This is a genomic window from Alkalinema pantanalense CENA528 (assembly GCF_050753345.1).
Lineage (GTDB): Bacteria > Cyanobacteriota > Cyanobacteriia > Leptolyngbyales > Leptolyngbyaceae > Alkalinema > Alkalinema pantanalense.
Genome location: NZ_JBLZFX010000021.1, coordinates 12587 through 28053, shown reverse-complemented (window position 1 = coordinate 28053; position 15467 = coordinate 12587). Strand labels below are relative to the sequence as shown.

Sequence of the window (15467 nt, the reverse complement as noted above, 5' to 3'; positions counted from 1 at the left end):
TAAAACAGTTGCGCTCGGGCGACCCAGGAGTCAGAAGGCAGACCTATTAGGCAAACGTTGCCATTTTGACATCATTGGTTGCCAGCAACTCTTGCAGTTCCTCTGCATCTACCGTTTCTTTCTCAACCAGCATTTGGGCCAATTTATCTAGAACGTGACGGTTTTCTGTCAGAACTTGCTTACAACGGCGATAGGCTTGATCCACCAAGTTACGCACCTCGTCATCGACCGTAGCCGCTGTTTCTTCCGAGAAGTCCCGCTCAGACATGATGTCCCGACCGAGGAACATCCCGCCGGAGGAACGACCCAGAGCTACAGGACCTAGGCGATCGCTCATCCCAAACCGCATCACCATTTGACGCGCCACCCGAGCAACCTGTTGCAGGTCATTGGATGCACCGGTAGTGACTTCTTCATCGCCGAAGATAATTTCTTCCGCCACACGGCCACCTAGGGCAACGGCCATTTGGTTTTGCAGGTAGGAACGGGAATACAGACCGGAGTCCATCCGCTCTTCGCTGGGAGTGAACCAGGTTAAGCCACCGGCCCGACCACGAGGAATGATGCTGATTTTTTGGACGGGATCGTAGTCTGGCATCAAGGCCCCAACGATCGCGTGACCGGCTTCGTGATAAGCAACCAATTCTTTACGTTTCTCGCTCATGACCCGATCTTTCTTCTCGGGCCCAGCCAGGACACGATCGATTGCGTCGTTGACTTCATCCATGGAGATTTCCGTCAGGTTGCGTCGAGCGGCCAAGATGGCAGCTTCGTTCAGCAAGTTAGACAGGTCTGCTCCCGTAAAGCCAGGGGTTCGACGGGCAATTTTTTCCAGATCCACGTCTTTGCCCAAGGTTTTGCCACGGGCGTGGACTTTGAGAACTTCAAAACGACCAGCATAGTCAGGCCGATCGACCACGACTTGGCGATCGAAACGACCGGGTCGTAGCAGGGCTGCATCCAATACGTCGGGACGGTTGGTTGCGGCGATGATGATGATGCCAGTGTTACCCTCAAAGCCGTCCATTTCGGTCAGCAATTGGTTCAGGGTTTGTTCCCGCTCGTCGTTACCGCCGCCGAGACCTGCGCCCCGTTGACGACCCACAGCGTCAATTTCATCGATGAAGACAATGCAAGGAGCGTTGGTTTTCGCTTGTTCAAACAAGTCGCGCACGCGGGATGCACCCACCCCAACGAACATTTCCACGAACTCCGAACCGGAGATGGAGAAGAACGGCACGCCTGCTTCCCCAGCGACTGCCTTAGCCAGGAGGGTTTTACCGGTTCCAGGAGGTCCCACTAACAGCACACCCTTAGGAATCTTTGCACCCACGGCTGTAAAGCGATCGGCGTTCTTCAAAAAGTCCACCACTTCCGCCAATTCCAGCTTGGCTTGGTCAATCCCCGCTACATCCCCAAAGGTGACTTGGGTTTGGGGTTCCATCTGCACACGAGCTTTGGACTTACCAAAGTTCATGGCTTGGCTGCCAGGGCCATTCTGGGCACGACGTAACAAGAAAAACAGACCGACCAACAGCAGAATGGGGAAGAATAGGCTACTTAATGCCCGCAGCCAGAATCCCTCATCCTGTTGGGGCAGAACAGAGATATCCACATCATTCTTGGTGAGGGTATCGATCAATTTGCTGTCGCCCGGAAGCAGGTTAACGATGAATTTTTCGCCATCTTTGCGTGTGACCACTGCACGGGTACGATCGCTGCTCAGGCTGGCCTTTTCAACCTGTTTTGCCTCAACTTGCTGGATAAACTCACTATATTTCCAGTTTTCCTTAGCAGGCGGCTGGCGATCGATAAAGGCCGTCGCTAGCGCGATGACCACGATCGCTAAGAGCGCGTAGAGTCCTGCATTTCTCCACCGTTTATTCACCGGGGTTATCCCTCCTAAAGGATGTGATGGGTCGATCCCTAGTTTGCTTCTTATTGTTAATTAATCTTAACGTATCCTCAGAAACTTGGGATCCCTTCTCAGAATGCGATCGGGTGCGGAATGCCGCACTGTGATCTCTATGATTATGAGCCTTTCATCAAGCCCTTCATCAAGCTCTTGACAGTGCAGCTATTCCTATAGACCATCATCTCCTTAAAAAATCGGGATGGGAATTAAATTTCCTGGGCGGGCGGGGCGGAGGAGTTCATCGGTTGAAGATGCTGGGTTTGCAAGCGTGGATTTCCCTCACTGGTTGGCATCCCCAGCACCAATGCCCGAAGCAGCAGAAAGGCGGCCATCAAGCTGAATAATGCAACCACAAATCCTCCCTGCGCTTGCCTTTGAAGGCGTTGCTGGCGCAGACTTCTGCGGATTGATTTCATAGGTTATGAATTTGGTTAAAGAAAATAGCTATGCAGTGCCTGTAATGCGGGGTGATCTGGGGCAAAAGATAACCTACGTTCTCCCAGTAATACCCGTTGAATGGGCACAAGCTCTACTACAGAGTTGGAATAGGCAATTACGTGAAACCGCTGAATTAAGTTGGGAGTCCACGGTACCTGTGCTGTTGACAGCCCCTGGGTCTGACAGAATTGCAGGATCGCCTGCCGCTGAATGCCCGGTAGGATGCTGCTGTGGTCGAGGGATGGATTGTTGAGGGGTGGGGTGTACCAAGTGCCGTCTACATAGCCCCAGAGGTTGCCGGTACTGGTTTCTAGCCAATGGCCTTGGGAAGTGGTCAAAATGGCTTCCTGGGCTTGCTGGCTTTGGGCCGTTTGTAATGCGAGCCAGGGGACTAGGTAATTTCCAGTTTTCTGACCGGGGAGCGATCGCGTCCAATCCAGGTTAGCTACCCAGGCGGTAATCCCCTGTTGTTGTCGTTGGACTAGATCGGCGGGTAGAGGTCGTCCGGTAATCCACTCGCGGCCATCGGGAAAGACCGTGATTCGTAGGACAGGGTAGTGTTGACTCAGACATTCAGCCCCTTGGCGGACTTGCGACCACTCCGGCATGACCCAGCCAAAGGTTTGGAGGTTGTGGCGCAGGCGATCGCAATGTTCAGTCCAGTGCGTCAGGGGATGATCGAGGGATTGCTGATAAATCCGCAGGGTGGTAAATACTGTGGCTCCGTAGAGTAATCCTGGATCCGTAATTGAGAGTTCGATCGTTGAGCTAAATTGCATTGCGCCATTGAACCAAAACCCTAAATTTTGTGGGGAAGTCATGGGAACTGTGATTAAGACTGGATAAACTAGAAAACCTCAAGACAGCTCAACTATTTGGCAATTTCATTCGTTTAGAGATTGTATTAATTCAGCGATATGGCAAGTAAAGACCAGCATTTAGGGTGGATCAAAAAAGGCGATACTGCTTTGGAATGGAAGCAGCATAAACAAGCGATCGCAGCCTACGAAAAAGCGATCAAGGCTAAGTCTAACTGTGTCGAAGCTTGGACAAAGTTAGGGCGCGTTTGTATGGAAATCCAAGACTGGGATCGGGCGATCGCGGCCTTTGACAAAGTCATTAAGCTTGAACCCGAGAATTTTGACGGGTATTTCTATAAAGCGGCGGTGCAAGAAGAAGCGGGGCAAATTGAGGCAGCCGAAGCCACCCATCGGCAAATGGTGCAAGTTTTAGACGATCATCCCGGTTGTTATTTTAGTTTAGGGACGTTTCTGAATCGCCAAAAGCGCTATGAAGAAGCGCTAGAGTTTTTAGATCAAGCTGTAGCCATGGCTCCCAATCCCATGAATCTCACAGCCCGCAGTTTTTCCTATGAGAGCCTAGAACGCTACGAAGAGGCACTCGCAGATCTGAATCGGGTGGACAGCTATGGGGCGTTCTACATGGTTTACCACAGCCGAGGCCAGCTCTTAGAAAAACTGCAACGCTACGATGAAGCGCTAGAAGTCTACAAGGAAGGTCTGGAGCAAGATCCAGTCCCTCTGTTGATAATGGATCAAGCTTACCTTTTAGAAACCCTGGGGCGCACGGAAGAAGCAGAGGCGATCTACGCTGGCGAGATAGAAAATGAGAAGGCGGGTGGGCTATCGGAGTTTGCGTATAACATCAAAGCTCAAACGAAACAACGGCTAGAGCGCTACGATGAGGCGATCGCGATCTATGAAGAGGGTTTGCAGGAATACCCCGACAATCCCGACTTTATCTATGAAATCGCGATTTGTTACAGCCTAAAAGGGGATACTGAGCAAGCGCTACAAACCCTAAAACGAGCGATCGCGGGGAATGCAGACATGCGTGATTGGGCTAAGGAAGAACCACTGCTGTTAAAGGGATTAAAAGACGACGATGCCTTCAAACAGTTAGTGGGTTTAGACCATTAGCGGATTTCAGCAGTCCGTTGATTGCAACCGTTAGCGATTTGAGACAAGTTCGTTGACCGATCGGGAAGAGGCGATTCCAATGCCAAAACAGGGCGAAATTGACTATCTCAAAAATATCGGTGAAGCGGGAATTTACCATGCTTTGCATAAACCTTTTACCGATGGAGCCTGTGGGCAATATTTAATGGAAATTGGGGCGGTGATGAATCTACTGCCCGCACCCCCGGCTCGATTGTTGGATCTGGGATGTGGCACGGGCTGGACGAGTTGCTTCTTTGCTAAACGGGGTTATACCGTTGTTGGACAAGACATCGCGCCCGATATGATTCAATACGCAGAAATGAACCGGAATGATATCGGTTTAAATAACGTTGAATTTGTCACCTGCGACTATGAATTGATGGCCTTTCAAAATGAATTTGATTGTGCGGTCTTTTTTGATGCTTTACACCACGCGATCGATGAAGTAGAAGCCCTACGCAGTGTGTATCGTGCGCTTAAACCGGGGGGGATTTGTATTACGTCTGAACCTGGAGTCGGTCATTCCAAAAGTCCGGAATCCATCCAAGCAATGGCTCAATTTGGTGTGACTGAGCGAGATATGCCTCCTGGGACGATCATGCGTGCCGCCAAACAGGTGGGATTTCGGGCTAGTCGGGGGTATCCCCATGCCAGCGACTTTGGACGGCTCTATGCACCACCGAAGAATGCTAGGTTACGCAAGCTGTGGCGTTGGCCGATCGTCGGGGGATTAGTCGCCTTGTATATCGCTGCAATTCGGAAGCGATCGACAGGAATTGTTGTTTTGATTAAGTAAGCTGATCCAGTGAGTTAATCCAGTAACATGCTGCATTATCAAACTAATGGATCTCCAGAATTCCCGACATTGTGTTTTCTCCATGGCTTTTTAGGTCGAGGAGATGACTTCGCTGTAATTGTCAACAATTGTTTGCAGCAATTCCATTGTGTTTGCATTGATCTACCGGGCCATGGTCAGAGTCTTGATTGGCCGAGTGATGCTTATTCCATGGAAGAGACTGCAGTTCAGGTAATCTCTGTTTTGGATCATTTAGCAATCCATCAAGCGGCTTTCTATGGATATTCGATGGGGGGACGTTTGGCCTTATATTTAGCATGTCACTTTCCTGACCGAGCCTCCCAAGTCTTTCTGGAATCGGCGTCTCCAGGGCTGGCGAGTGCAGTGGAGCGACAGGAACGACAGGCTCGGGATAGGGCTTTGGCAGTGGAGTTAGCGCAAGATTTTTCTGGATTTCTCGATCGTTGGTATCACCAGCCGTTATTCCAATCCCTCCGGCAGCATGCCAAATTTCCAGAAATTCACCAAAAACGCCAGCGCAACCAGCCCCAGGAACTTGCCAAATCTTTAACCGCCATGGGACTCGGTGCCCAGCCCAATCTGTGGCCCCATTTGCCGCAACTGACCCAGCCGATCCAATTGATTGCTGGGGAATGGGATGGGAAGTTTGTTGCGATTCAGCAGGCCATGGCCCAACAGTTGCCCAACGCCCACTGTACGATCGTGCCGCAGGCCGGACACAACGTCCATATCGAGCAGCCAACCGCCATTCAGGCCATCATTCACGCTGCCCTCGATCGACCAGCATCCTTGATATCCTCTGATCACCCGATGGCTAACGGTATTGGGCAATGAAATCAAGCAATGCCTTTTGGTGAGTTGGCCCGATCGGTCGAACTTGGTTAGCGATGGGAGAAAACTTTTCCCCTGATTGGATTTCTGTAACGGTGGCTAATCCCATATCCCAGCCTTCATTAAGCTGTAACTGATCTAGCCCTACGGTGAGCGAGGCTTGGTAGATATGGCGAATCACCTTGTCATCGTTGTAGCAGCCAAATTTTTGTAGGTCGATCGCCTGATAGCCAATTTCCTCGAGTAACTCGCGGCCCACGGCATCATCGGGATGTTCACCGGGTTCCACATGGCCTCCAAACAAGCCCCAATAGGCCGGATAGACAATTTCCGGCTTGTTATCCCGCAGTTGCAGCAAGTAGCGATCGTCCTGGTGGAGAATCGCGATCGCGACTTGAATTCTTGAATCTTGCATGGTGGTTGACCTAGGGCAATAGAAAGACTGTAGAGAAACGATAGAGAGATTGCATTGAGATATTGAGTGAAATCTATTGTTGACTCAAGTCTTCCAGGTAAGCTTCCCCGAGCTCCTCCCCATTGATCACGATCGAGGTCGATTTAACCTTGCCAGTCACCGTCACCACAGAATTATGCTGCGGGGGTGGCAGCTTCCGGCTCAAGACCCAAACCCGACCTGTTTCATCTTGGACTTCATAGGCCACCTGATCCAGCATGGGGGCGATGGAAATGACCTGCCCAGAAATCTTCACTGAATCAGTCTCTGCGGGGAAGGTCGTGCCTTGAAGGGGTGAAGAAAGTTGGTTGATTGGTGTCGTAGGTAAAGATTGACAGCCCAGCAGGACTAGGGACAGACTCCACACGAGCCCCCAACGGAACGATCGCAACACCATAGAAATCACACAATATAGAGCCCACAACAATAGAAATCACAGGATACATAGAAGGGATTAGCAAGAACCCTTTGCAACAAAAGACTAAATTTTCATGCAGATGCATCAAATCTAGGAGACTGAATCTGAGAAACTAGGAAAAGTCTATCTCATCCTTTTGTGGCTCTTGGCAGCCAGCACTACTTCATACATCTTCATGACAACTGGTCAACTACTCGATGGAAAAGCCCTCTCAGCCAAAATGTATGCTGAGATGACTGCACAGGTTCAGGATTTGCAAGCCCAGTATGGACGCCCCCCCGGATTAGCTGTCCTCATGGTCGGTGACAATCCCGCTAGTGCTGCCTATGTAGGCAATAAGGAAAAAGCCTGTGCCCGCGTGGGAATCGTTTCCTTTGGTCGCCACTTTCCCGCAGACACAACCCAAGCGGAATTAGAACAAGCTATCCGGGAGCTTAACCAAGACGATCGGGTCGATGGAATTCTAGTACAGTTGCCCCTGCCCGGTGATCATTTAGATGATGTGCAGCTTCTGCTGACGATCGATCCCGCCAAGGATGCCGATGGACTCCACCCCGACAATCTAGGGCGTTTGGTGCGGGGGGAACCTGGATTGCGCAGTTGCACCCCGGCGGGTGTGATGGAGTTGCTGAAGGAATATAATGTTCCTCTTAAAGGCAAAAAAGCGGTGGTGATTGGCCGCAGTATTCTAGTGGGGAAACCCTTGGCGCTCATGCTGTTAGAAGCTGATGCGACTGTCACGATCGCCCATTCCCGCACTGCCGATCTGGAGGCGGTAGCGCGATCGGCGGATATTCTCGTGGCAGCGGTGGGGCGGCCCAATCTGGTGACGGCGGATATGGTCAAACCGGGAGCCGTCGTGATTGATGTGGGGATCAACCGCATTGCGACCCCCGATGGCAAAGGTCGGCTTGTTGGGGATGTGGACTTTGAAGGGGTCAAAAATGTAGCGAGCTACATTACCCCTGTTCCAGGTGGCGTGGGACAAATGACCGTGGCAATGCTGTTACACAATACAATTTTGAGTTACCGCAAAAAGTTTGAGGGATGAGGCTGCTAACCCTCGGTTCTTATCCTTGTGTTTAGGAATGTTTCATGGAGGCTGTTCGATGGTTGTTGCTGGTGAAAAATCAAGTTTTAATCTCAAGACCTATCTCGCTGAGAAACAAGCGCTGGTAGAAGTTGCTCTCGACCAGTCGATCGCCCTCGCCTACCCTGAAACCATTTATGAATCCATGCGCTACTCCCTGATGGCGGGAGGCAAGCGCCTGCGGCCCATTCTTTGCCTTGCGACCTGCGAATTGATGGGTGGCAATACCGAAATGGCGATGGCAACGGCCTGTGCCTTGGAAATGGTGCATACGATGTCCCTGATCCATGATGATTTGCCCTCCATGGATAACGACGATTTCCGTCGGGGCAAACCGACGAATCACAAAGTCTACGGTGAGGCGATCGCGATTTTGGCAGGAGATGCGCTGCTATCCTACGCCTTTGAGTATGTGGCCAAAGAAACCCAGGGTGTCCCTGCCGATCGTGTTTTGGATGTGGTCATGCTGTTAGGTCGGGCCTTTGCTCGCTTAGTCGATGGGCAGGTGGTTGATCTGCAATCGGAAGGTAATGCGGCGATCGGGCTGGAAACCCTGACGTTTATCCACAACAACAAAACTTCAGCGCTCCTAGAAGCCTCCGTCCTGAGTGGTGCCATCCTAGCCGGGGCTTCCGACGCGGATCAGGAAAAACTGTTGCGCTACGCCAAAAATATCGGTTTAGCCTTCCAAATTGTGGATGATATCCTCGACATTACCGCGACTACCGAAGAACTGGGTAAATCTGCCGGGAAAGATTTGCAAGCGGACAAGACCACCTATCCCAAGCTCTGGGGCATCGAAGAATCGCGCCGCCAAGCGGAAGAACTTGTGGCTAAGGCCAAGGCAGAACTGAGCGGATTTGGGACGGCTGCCGACCCGCTCATCGCGATCGCTGACTATATTACTGCCCGTAAAAATTAACTTGACTATCCCTGAAATTTAGGTGGATCTGATTTTGAAGGTGATAAAAATTGAGACTCTGCCGTAATTGCGGTAAGGTGTTCTCAATTCTGTGATCCCGATTTCCCAACCCAATTTTTATGCAGTCCCTGAGCGCTATCTTTGACAACCACGTTTTAGTTATTGCGATCGCGTCGTGCTTACTGGCTCAAGCAACCAAATTGATTATTGAATTTGCGATGCATGGCAAGTTGAATGTGCGTGTCTTGGTGGAAACGGGTGGTATGCCCAGTTCCCACTCTGCCTTGGTCACCTCCTTGGCAACGGGAATTGGTTTAACCCAGGGCTGGGACAGTGCAGAATTTGCGATCGCAACAGTGTTTGCCTTCATCGTGATGTACGATGCAACGGGCGTACGCCAAGCCGCAGGCAAGCAGGCGAAAATCCTCAACCAACTAATTGATGAACTGTTCCAAGGCGATCATCAGTTGACGGAAACCCGGTTGAAAGAACTGTTAGGCCATACCCCCGTCCAGGTGATTGTCGGCTCAATCATGGGCATCGCCATTGCTTTCCTCTCTGAAATGGGGGGGAATGGTCAATTAGCTTGGATGCGTCAAATTTGGGTTGGGGGTTAGAAGGCGCTGCTCTCCCCGTTTCAGATGGGTTAGCTGGAGGTGGATGGGTCTTAGTCGGAGGTGCTGCAAGACTTAGAGGTGCTGCAAGACTTACTTGAGACTCACGGCAGACTTCAGTAAAACGACGCGGCGGGCATCCACGACCATCGTCAAGTACCCCCGATCGCTCAATAACTGCATGACAGAGTTCGCGGCCACTGCATCTGTCGTGTGAAGGGCCAACAAGTAGGGTTTTTGACCATAGGCCACTAACCCAATGTCCTTATTCAGTCCCTGGTGTAGTTGGGTTGCTACCTCAGGACGGTTTTGATAGTTCACCAGCACCGCATAGCCGCTCGCGATCGCCTGCGGATTGTACGTTGTTGCAATCGCAGACTGCGTCGATTGTGGTTGACCGGTGGGGGCTATGGGATTTTTTGCTGGGTTACTTGCGGGACTGCCTGCTGGATTAGTGGCTGCTGGATTATTACTGGGAGCTGGATTGCTGGGGGCTGGATTACTGGGGGCTGAGGACTGGGGCATCGCTGCAGTAGGATTTCCAGAATTCCCAGGGGTTGCGCTGCTGGGAGCGACGGCTGGAATGCGCCTGGGTTTCACCACAACGGTTTGCAACCCGGTGCTTTGTCCTAAGTACTGCGCCCAGGCGTTGGCAGCCACGTCGGTTTGATAGCCTCCCAGGCGCGTAACAGGTGAACCTTGGTAATCGCAGACACTCACGGGGACATCCGTGGGCAACTTGCTGCGTACCATTGCTTGGCTGTCCGGCGTTCGGCTGAGCACAAATAGGAGATATTCCCCAGCATTGGGCGGGGCGCAGACAGGGATTTGGCTCTTGCCCGGAAGCCCGATCGCCAACGGCGCGATCGCGGTTACGATCGTCCAAAATCCAGTTTGCCAGCGCCACGCATTCATGCTGTTTCCATCCAATGTTGCATTCGAAGCTTATCGTATCCGGTTCCCAACGCTAGCTGAGGATTGAGCTAGACCGATGTCAAAGATGCTAGGGGATTGGGAATCGTTTCAGACTGCTGAAACTCGCCTGTGATGACATATTCTAAACGCAGCTTCAGCCAAGTGATGAACTGCTTATTGGTGGAGACGATCGCAGCGGCGGGCTTGGGTACTTGGGCGTTGATGTCCGCAAATTCCGGTGCCTGCAAGAAGGCGGGCTGCTCGATCACCCAAAAGTCAATTTCCTTCTCGTTCTCTTGATAGTTGCGGTTCCGCTCCCGAATAATTTCGTGGGTCGGTTCCTCTTCAAACATGAATTTTTTGCTTGCTAAAACGTAGTAGTAGGTCGTCATTGTTTTATACGTCTCCTTGAATCGCAAGTTTCATTTCTCTCACAGCCCGTTCCATCCCAACCAGTGATGCACGGCTAATGATGGTATGCCCAATGTTTAATTCTTCCATGCCTGGGAGACAAGCGACGGGATAAACATTCCAATAGGTCAATCCATGCCCTGCATTAACCCGAAGCCCTGCGGCGATCGCCCATTCACACCCTTGAGACAGGATCTGCAATTCCTGGGCACGCTCTGCCTCGGTTTTAGCTTCGGCATAGCATCCGGTGTGCAGTTCGATGAATTTAGCCCCACTGGCAGCGGATGCCGTGATTTGCTCATCATCGGGGTCAATAAACAGGCTGACCGGAATGCCTGCACCTTGAAGGGCTTGCACCACGTCTTTCATGCGGTCAAGCTGACCGGCTATATTCAGCCCCCCTTCCGTCGTGATTTCTTCCCGGCGCTCCGGTACCAGGGTCACGTAGTCAGGTTTAATATCTAGGGCGATCTCCACCATTTCATCGGTTGCGGCCATCTCCAGATTCAAATGGGTGCGCACGGTTTGGCGTAACAGGCGGACGTCGCGATCTTGGATATGGCGACGATCTTCCCGTAAATGTACTGTAATGCCATCTGCCCCGGCTAATTCTGCGAACACGGCAGCCGCCACAGGATCCGGTTCAACGGTGCGGCGAGCTTGGCGCAGGGTGGCAATGTGGTCAATGTTGACTCCAAGGGTAGGCAAGGCTAGGACTCTCCTGAAATTGACAGGATCCAATTTTACCGGATGAATTGGGCTCTCGGATATAAAACTAAATAATCATAAAACAATCCAGAGATGAATAAATCGCTCTTCCTGACGACCCCTTCCTGAGCAGATTAAGGCTGACGGGATCGGCGGTTTAACCCCCAAGGACTCCCATTTTGAGAAAATTACGCGATCGATGTAAAGCAATCTTTGTAAAGTTAAGTAAAGAGTTTATTCAATAAATAGCTCCTTCGGCGCATCTCGCTTTTGTAGCCCTCATCCTAAATGCCTCCCAAAACGGGAGAGGGATTTGGGTCTGGTTCTCCTTCTTCTAGTTTGGGAGAAGGGGTTGGAGGATGAGGGCAAATTGAGACTTGGGATGGAATTAAGCTCGTTGAGATTATTGGGAGAAATTTTATGTGGTCTCGATCGCGCCTTCGCTGGTGTTTGACCGTTATTTTGACAACCGTGCTGGTGCTTGGAACGATGGGGCTACTGCCGCAAGCAGCACAAGCCATGGGCGGCAAGTTGCCTCCGATCGATCAACCAGCTCCAGACTTTACCCTGCCTGCGACGACGGGGGAAGGTGAAGTGCACTTGGCTGATTATCGTGGACAGTGGGTCGTGGCCTATTTCTATCCCCAGGATTTTACGTCTGGTTGCACGATCGAAGCCCGTAAGTTCCAGCAGGATTTACCCGCCTACCGTCAGCGGAATACGCAAATTTTGGGTATCAGTGCTGATTCTGTGAACTCCCATGCAGAGTTTTGTGACTCTGAGGGCCTCAAATTTCCCCTGCTCGCCGATCAAGGTGGCACTGTGAGCAAAGCCTATGGATCCTGGCTGGGAATTCGTTCCGCACGGCATACCTTTCTTGTGGATCCTGAGGGGAACCTGCGATCGATTTTTCTAGGTGTCAACCCGATCGTGCATAGCCGAGAGGTTCTGGCCAAACTGGATGAGTTGCAATCCGCCCTCTAGTGCTAAATTCGCTGTCTAGTGCTAATTGGTGAGGGTGTTGCTCTAAGTGATGGCATTGATGACTTAAGCCTGTTCTTTGGGATGGTTTCCCACAATTAATTTGGGTGTCTCCAGGCAGTGTTTCACAGCATGATCTGTTCATCCCAGGAAGTTTGGCTAACTTCTCTCAGTAAAATGTTGGATCAATACTCAGCACTTTGGGTCAAGTTGATTCCCGCAGAAATTTTGGTCTTTCTGCTTGCGTTTTCCTCAAGATTAGTTCTAGCGTTTCCCAGTTTTCCTGTTGGATGTGCTGGATTACGTGATCTAACTGTTGACGATAGGCATGCAGCGATTGTAGGACGTTCGATCGATTCAGTTGTGCCATTAGTAAGCCCAGTTCTGGATTGCCACCTCCCACACGGCTGGTATCCCGAAAGCCAGAACTGGCTAGATTTTGCGCGAGTTGAAGGACTTCAGTATCCGGCTCTTCTAGGCAAGCAGCAATTAGGCTGGCACTGATTATGACTGGACTATGGGAAATCCAAGCGACGGCGCGATCGTGGGCTTCTGGCGTAGCGCGATACAGGATGGCACCGAGATCTTGGGCAATCGCGCTCACCACTGTGATTACCCTAGTGGGGGTTTCTGGGGTTGGGGTGAATACGTAGGGATTGCCTGCAAATAAATTAGGGATGGCAGCGTTAATTCCACTTTCAGCGGTGCCGGCCATGGGATGTCCGCCCACAAAGTTCTTCCACAAAGCTTGAATTGACTCTACAATCGGAGTCTTAACAGAACCCACATCTGTCAGAATCGTTTCTGCATTAAGATACGGAATCAAGCGTTGCGTCGTTGATTCTAGGTGGGCAAGAGGGGTGCATAGAAAGATAACTTCAGCTTCTGCAAGGATGGCTAAATCGGGACTTGCACGATCGACAACGCCTCGAGCTTCTGCGGTTTCGCAGGTAGATGCCCGTTGACTGGCACCAATGACTCGGTATCCCTGCGATCGTAAATCTAGCCCTAATGATCCTCCGATTAGCCCTAAACCCACAATACCAACCGTGCTTACCTTGTCAGCCTTATCCATCGTGTTGTCTAAAGCTGTGTTGTCTAAAGCTGTGTTGTCTAAAGCTGTGTTGTCCAAAGCTGTATCGATTAAATCCGTGCGATGCAAGTTGCGAGTCCCATCAGTGCTCTTAGATAGTTCAGTCATATCCCGTTGTCTGGGTCTTCCAAGTGGGGTGTTCAAAAGGGAGCCGATAGGCATCTGGTCTCCCTTTCTAGTTTCCCATGGGGACAAACTCCGTTCTAGGGTTTTCTTTGACTAAGCTTATTTAGCGAGTTCAGTAATGGACTGGGGAACGCTAGCACTAATTAATTCACACATAATGCGCCATCTGGGTCAGGGGATCACTAATGAGTCCTGAGGAATTATTAGAGCAGTACGCGATCGGAAAGCGAGATTTTGGTTCTATTACTCTTAATGAAGCCAATCTGAGTGGTGCCAATTTAAGTGGTGCTGATCTGGGGGCTGCAAATCTTACGGTGGTTAATCTCACTAGTGCCAACCTGAGTCAGACCAATCTCAGTCGTGCCAAGCTCAATGTGACTAAGTTGAATGGAGCCAATCTGCACCGGGCTAACCTGCAACAAGCTTGCTTGAATGTTGCGAACCTGTCTCTAGCCGATTTGAGTGAAACTAATTTGATTCAAGCCCATCTGATTAAGTCGGAACTGGAGCGGGCGGATCTGAGTCGGGCACAGTTGCAACGGGCAAACCTGTCAGCAGCGGATCTGCGGGATGCGAAGTTGCGCTGTACCAACCTGAGTCGGGCTAATTTGAGTCGAGCTGATCTGCGTCGGGCGGTGTTGACGGCGGCTAATTTAGAACAGGCAATACTACACAGTTGTGACCTGAGTGGAGCGAATCTCAGCGGGGCAAATTTGCGTCAAACGGAGCTGCGGCAAGCAAATCTGAGTCGGACGATTTTGCAAGGGGTCAATCTGACAGGAGCCAACTTGCGCTGGGCGGATTTAAGTGGGGCAGATTTGCGCTGGGCGGATTTAAGTGGGGCGATTCTCAGCGGGGCCAATTTAACGGGGGCAGATTTAAGCCATGCTACGTTGTTGAATACCACGCTAGTGCATGTGGATTTGACGCGGGCTAACCTATCGGGGGTGGATTGGGCTGGGGCAGATCTGACGGGCGCGCAACTGACAGGCGCTAAACTTTACGATACATTGCCCTTTGGCCCAAAGGTAGAGGATATTAACTGCCGTTGGATTGATTTAAGTCAAAATGGCGATCGCAGTAAAACCTATCAATTTAGCAGCAATGATGCCTATGAATTTTTCTACCGGGTGCCGCCAACGGTGGAAGTGACGATTAACGATCGGCTAGATCCAGAGTCCTACAGTGCGCTGATTGTGACGTACCAACAGTTGACACGGCAAACCACATTGGCCATGCAACCACCCAATATTACGATTCATCGGGGGCGTACGGTTTTACGGTTTGAACTAACGCAGGATACGCATCTCTTTCTGATTGCCTATGCAGCGATCTTGCCCTTTGAAGATGCTCGATCGACCCATCAAAATTTAACTTCCCTACTGAAAATGATTCCCAGTCGGGTGTTTCACCAAAGTAATGAGCAATTGCAGCAATACCAAATGATGATTAAGTTGCTCAGCCACAATACCCAACAAGTCAATCGCGATCGCCTGCTGCAAGCCATTCCCTTAGCCGCTCAAAAATTGCCCTTTTTCCAATCTCCGACCCAAACAATATTGGTGAATGCGGATGGACAACGCTTGACCATCTATAGCAATCCCATGTTTGGCAGACGATCGGTGCCCTTTTTCCGAGAAATGGATGAATTCCAAGCCAATATACTGCCGGAGTTCCAGGCGGCGAGCTTAGAACAGGTGATTGAATTTATCAATGGCTTTCGGGACTTGCAGCGGGTGGAGATCGGATAAAGTTCCTGGGTTAGCCGTTGGA

At 51.0% G+C, this 15467-nt stretch carries 17 protein-coding genes; 8 read left to right on the top strand and 9 right to left on the bottom strand.

What is annotated here, in order from left to right:
• Positions 1-46: 46 nt before the first annotated feature.
• The 3 genes from ftsH3 to ACN4EG_RS09230 form a co-directional block, all read right to left on the bottom strand.
• On the bottom strand, positions 47-1888 hold the full coding sequence (ftsH3, locus tag ACN4EG_RS09240) for an ATP-dependent zinc metalloprotease FtsH3 (RefSeq protein WP_431629057.1): 1842 nt from the start codon (positions 1886-1888) through the stop codon (positions 47-49).
• 233 nt (positions 1889-2121) lie between these two features.
• Positions 2122-2331, bottom strand: coding sequence for a hypothetical protein (locus ACN4EG_RS09235; RefSeq protein ID WP_431629056.1), 210 nt, complete (start codon positions 2329-2331; stop codon positions 2122-2124).
• Between the two features lie 15 nt (positions 2332-2346).
• A complete protein-coding gene (locus tag ACN4EG_RS09230) occupies positions 2347-3174 on the bottom strand; it encodes an aminotransferase class IV (protein ID WP_431629055.1) in 828 nt (275 codons plus the stop codon).
• 96 nt (positions 3175-3270) lie between these two features.
• Between ACN4EG_RS09230 and ACN4EG_RS09225 the strand changes: the two genes are divergently transcribed.
• The 3 genes from ACN4EG_RS09225 (at position 3271) to menH (ending at position 5965) form a co-directional block, all read left to right on the top strand.
• On the top strand, positions 3271-4293 hold the full coding sequence (locus ACN4EG_RS09225; protein ID WP_431629054.1) for a tetratricopeptide repeat protein: 1023 nt from the start codon (positions 3271-3273) through the stop codon (positions 4291-4293).
• 79 nt (positions 4294-4372) lie between these two features.
• On the top strand, positions 4373-5110 hold the full coding sequence (locus ACN4EG_RS09220; protein ID WP_431629053.1) for a class I SAM-dependent methyltransferase: 738 nt from the start codon (positions 4373-4375) through the stop codon (positions 5108-5110).
• Between the two features lie 27 nt (positions 5111-5137).
• Positions 5138-5965: a 2-succinyl-6-hydroxy-2,4-cyclohexadiene-1-carboxylate synthase gene (gene menH / locus ACN4EG_RS09215; protein ID WP_431629052.1), complete on the top strand. Its 828-nt coding sequence runs from the start codon at positions 5138-5140 to the stop codon at positions 5963-5965.
• Here the strand turns inward: menH and ACN4EG_RS09210 are convergent.
• Both ACN4EG_RS09210 and ACN4EG_RS09205 read right to left on the bottom strand, forming a co-directional pair.
• Positions 5946-6377 carry an NUDIX hydrolase gene (locus ACN4EG_RS09210; RefSeq protein ID WP_431629051.1) on the bottom strand — a complete coding sequence of 144 codons (432 nt, stop codon included), beginning with the start codon at positions 6375-6377 and terminating at the stop codon, positions 5946-5948. The two genes, menH and ACN4EG_RS09210, sit on opposite strands and share 20 nt — an antisense overlap.
• Positions 6378-6450: 73 nt before the next feature.
• Complete coding sequence (locus tag ACN4EG_RS09205) at positions 6451-6813, bottom strand: single stranded DNA-binding domain-containing protein (RefSeq protein WP_431629050.1); 363 nt, start codon at positions 6811-6813, stop codon at positions 6451-6453.
• 196 nt (positions 6814-7009) lie between these two features.
• Between ACN4EG_RS09205 and folD the strand changes: the two genes are divergently transcribed.
• The 3 genes from folD to ACN4EG_RS09190 all read left to right on the top strand — a co-directional run bounded on the left by folD (position 7010) and on the right by ACN4EG_RS09190 (position 9463).
• Positions 7010-7885: a bifunctional methylenetetrahydrofolate dehydrogenase/methenyltetrahydrofolate cyclohydrolase FolD gene (gene folD / locus ACN4EG_RS09200; protein WP_431629049.1), complete on the top strand. Its 876-nt coding sequence runs from the start codon at positions 7010-7012 to the stop codon at positions 7883-7885.
• 58 nt (positions 7886-7943) lie between these two features.
• Positions 7944-8846 (top strand): geranylgeranyl diphosphate synthase CrtE, encoded by a 903-nt coding sequence (gene crtE, locus ACN4EG_RS09195; RefSeq protein WP_431629048.1) that lies wholly within the window; start codon positions 7944-7946, stop codon positions 8844-8846.
• A gap of 119 nt (positions 8847-8965) precedes the next feature.
• Positions 8966-9463 (top strand): divergent PAP2 family protein, encoded by a 498-nt coding sequence (locus ACN4EG_RS09190; protein WP_431629047.1) that lies wholly within the window; start codon positions 8966-8968, stop codon positions 9461-9463.
• 90 nt (positions 9464-9553) lie between these two features.
• Here ACN4EG_RS09190 and ACN4EG_RS09185 read toward each other — a convergent pair whose 3' ends face one another.
• From ACN4EG_RS09185 to ACN4EG_RS09175, 3 genes are all read right to left on the bottom strand, one after another.
• Positions 9554-10375: a hypothetical protein gene (locus ACN4EG_RS09185; protein ID WP_431629046.1), complete on the bottom strand. Its 822-nt coding sequence runs from the start codon at positions 10373-10375 to the stop codon at positions 9554-9556.
• Between the two features lie 68 nt (positions 10376-10443).
• Complete coding sequence (locus ACN4EG_RS09180; protein WP_431629045.1) at positions 10444-10767, bottom strand: MgPME-cyclase complex family protein; 324 nt, start codon at positions 10765-10767, stop codon at positions 10444-10446.
• A 4-nt stretch (positions 10768-10771) separates the two neighbouring features.
• Complete coding sequence (locus ACN4EG_RS09175; RefSeq protein WP_431629044.1) at positions 10772-11494, bottom strand: pyridoxine 5'-phosphate synthase; 723 nt, start codon at positions 11492-11494, stop codon at positions 10772-10774.
• Between the two features lie 420 nt (positions 11495-11914).
• Between ACN4EG_RS09175 and ACN4EG_RS09170 the strand changes: the two genes are divergently transcribed.
• Complete coding sequence (locus ACN4EG_RS09170) at positions 11915-12478, top strand: peroxiredoxin (protein ID WP_431629043.1); 564 nt, start codon at positions 11915-11917, stop codon at positions 12476-12478.
• 202 nt (positions 12479-12680) lie between these two features.
• Here ACN4EG_RS09170 and ACN4EG_RS09165 read toward each other — a convergent pair whose 3' ends face one another.
• Positions 12681-13676, bottom strand: coding sequence for a prephenate/arogenate dehydrogenase (locus ACN4EG_RS09165; RefSeq protein ID WP_431629042.1), 996 nt, complete (start codon positions 13674-13676; stop codon positions 12681-12683).
• Positions 13677-13879: 203 nt separating this feature from the next.
• Here ACN4EG_RS09165 and ACN4EG_RS09160 point away from each other — a divergent pair, with 203 nt between their 5' ends.
• Positions 13880-15445, top strand: coding sequence for a pentapeptide repeat-containing protein (locus ACN4EG_RS09160; protein WP_431629041.1), 1566 nt, complete (start codon positions 13880-13882; stop codon positions 15443-15445).
• Positions 15446-15467 lie beyond the last annotated feature (22 nt).

What these genes read in the sequence shown, in the direction of transcription:
- ACN4EG_RS09235 (WP_431629056.1), bottom strand. Translation starts at nt 2,331, where the DNA reads ATGAAATCAATCCGCAGAAGTCTGCGCCAGCAACGCCTTCAAAGGCAA.
- ACN4EG_RS09230 (WP_431629055.1), bottom strand. Translation starts at nt 3,174, where the DNA reads ATGACTTCCCCACAAAATTTAGGGTTTTGGTTCAATGGCGCAATGCAA.
- ACN4EG_RS09225 (WP_431629054.1), top strand. Translation starts at nt 3,271, where the DNA reads ATGGCAAGTAAAGACCAGCATTTAGGGTGGATCAAAAAAGGCGATACT.
- ACN4EG_RS09220 (WP_431629053.1), top strand. Translation starts at nt 4,373, where the DNA reads ATGCCAAAACAGGGCGAAATTGACTATCTCAAAAATATCGGTGAAGCG.
- menH (WP_431629052.1), top strand. Translation starts at nt 5,138, where the DNA reads ATGCTGCATTATCAAACTAATGGATCTCCAGAATTCCCGACATTGTGT.
- ACN4EG_RS09210 (WP_431629051.1), bottom strand. Translation starts at nt 6,377, where the DNA reads ATGCAAGATTCAAGAATTCAAGTCGCGATCGCGATTCTCCACCAGGAC.
- ACN4EG_RS09205 (WP_431629050.1), bottom strand. Translation starts at nt 6,813, where the DNA reads ATGGTGTTGCGATCGTTCCGTTGGGGGCTCGTGTGGAGTCTGTCCCTA.
- folD (WP_431629049.1), top strand. Translation starts at nt 7,010, where the DNA reads ATGACAACTGGTCAACTACTCGATGGAAAAGCCCTCTCAGCCAAAATG.
- crtE (WP_431629048.1), top strand. Translation starts at nt 7,944, where the DNA reads ATGGTTGTTGCTGGTGAAAAATCAAGTTTTAATCTCAAGACCTATCTC.
- ACN4EG_RS09190 (WP_431629047.1), top strand. Translation starts at nt 8,966, where the DNA reads ATGCAGTCCCTGAGCGCTATCTTTGACAACCACGTTTTAGTTATTGCG.
- ACN4EG_RS09185 (WP_431629046.1), bottom strand. Translation starts at nt 10,375, where the DNA reads ATGAATGCGTGGCGCTGGCAAACTGGATTTTGGACGATCGTAACCGCG.
- ACN4EG_RS09180 (WP_431629045.1), bottom strand. Translation starts at nt 10,767, where the DNA reads ATGACGACCTACTACTACGTTTTAGCAAGCAAAAAATTCATGTTTGAA.
- ACN4EG_RS09170 (WP_431629043.1), top strand. Translation starts at nt 11,915, where the DNA reads ATGTGGTCTCGATCGCGCCTTCGCTGGTGTTTGACCGTTATTTTGACA.
- ACN4EG_RS09165 (WP_431629042.1), bottom strand. Translation starts at nt 13,676, where the DNA reads ATGACTGAACTATCTAAGAGCACTGATGGGACTCGCAACTTGCATCGC.
- ACN4EG_RS09160 (WP_431629041.1), top strand. Translation starts at nt 13,880, where the DNA reads ATGAGTCCTGAGGAATTATTAGAGCAGTACGCGATCGGAAAGCGAGAT.